Genomic DNA, 1333 nt, shown 5'->3' on the forward strand with positions numbered 1-1333 from the left:
GTGTGCTGGTTCAGGACATAGGAAACCCATGTCGCGAGACATAGGAAACTTCAACAGAGTGTGTCTCGGGACATAGGCAACCACCGCGATCAACAGCGTGGGCGGTGTGTCCAAGGCCAGAGTTGTCATCACCGCCGTTGTCGTCGAGGGACGGTCCCAGGCGGAGGTCGCCCGCGCCTACGGGGTGTCCAAGGGCTGGGTGTCCAAGCTCGTCGCGCGCTACCGGGCCGAGGGCGAGGCGGCGTTCGAGCCACGGTCGCGACGGCCGCGCACCTCACCGAACGCGATCGACGCCGACACCGTCGAGCTGATCGTCCGGCTCCGCAAAGAACTCGCTGAGCAGGGACTGGACGCCGGCCCGGACACCATCGCCTGGCACCTTGCCCACCACCACGGGCGGATGGTGTCGCGGGCCACGATCAGCCGCTACCTCACTCGCCGCGGCCTGGTCGTGCCCGAACCGAAGAAACGTCCCCGCTCGTCCTACATCCGCTTCCAGGCAGCGCTGCCGAACGAGACCTGGCAGGCCGACTTCACCCACTACCGCCTCGCCGACGGCAGTGATGCCGAGATCCTGTCCTGGCTGGACGACCACTCCCGCTACGCCCTGTCGGTGACGGCGCACGCCCGTGTCACCGGCCCGATCGTGCGCGACACCTTCCGCCACGCGGTCAAGGTTCACGGCGTTCCGGCCTCCACCCTGACCGACAACGGGATGGTGTTCACCACCCGGCTGGCCGGTGGCCGCGGTGGCCGCAACGCCTTCGAACACGAGCTGCGCCGCCTGCACGTGCGGCAGAAGAACAGCGCCCCCAACCACCCCACCACCTGTGGCAAGGTCGAACGCTTCCAGCAGACCATGAAGAACTGGCTACGCGCCCAGCCCGGCCAGCCAGCCACCCTGGCCGGCCTGCAGACGATGCTCGACCGCTTCTGCGACGCCTACAACCACCACCGCCCGCACCGGTCCCTGCCGCACCGCGCCACCCCGGCCGCCACCTACGCCGCCTCGCCCAAGGCCCTGCCCGACGGCAGCCGCGACACCGACACCCACGCCCGCGTCCGCCACGACCGCATCGACCCCTCAGGAGTGGTCACCCTGCGCGTCAACGGCCGGCTGCACCACATCGGCATCGGACGAACCCACGCCCGAACTCACGTCATCCTCCTGATCGACGACATGCACATCCGCGTCGCCAACGCCGTCACCGGAGAACTCCTGCGCGAGCTGATCCTCGACCCTGCCCGCGACTACCAGCCCCAGGCAAACCCGAACAAGACGAAACCCCCGAACCCGTAGGTTCGAGGGTTTCCGATGTCCCGAGACATCACA

General features: G+C 68.3%; 1 protein-coding gene. It reads left to right on the plus strand.

Going from position 1 to position 1333, the window contains the following annotated elements; all coding sequences use genetic code 11:
* Positions 1-106 precede the first annotated feature (106 nt).
* Positions 107-1300, plus strand: a complete 1194-nt coding sequence (locus tag ACFYYW_RS49075; RefSeq protein ID WP_387661529.1) for an IS481 family transposase — start codon at positions 107-109, stop codon at positions 1298-1300.
* Positions 1301-1333: the final 33 nt, after the last annotated feature.

This window comes from Nonomuraea sp. NPDC001831 (genome assembly GCF_042892035.1).
Taxonomy (GTDB): Bacteria; Actinomycetota; Actinomycetes; order Streptosporangiales; family Streptosporangiaceae; genus Nonomuraea.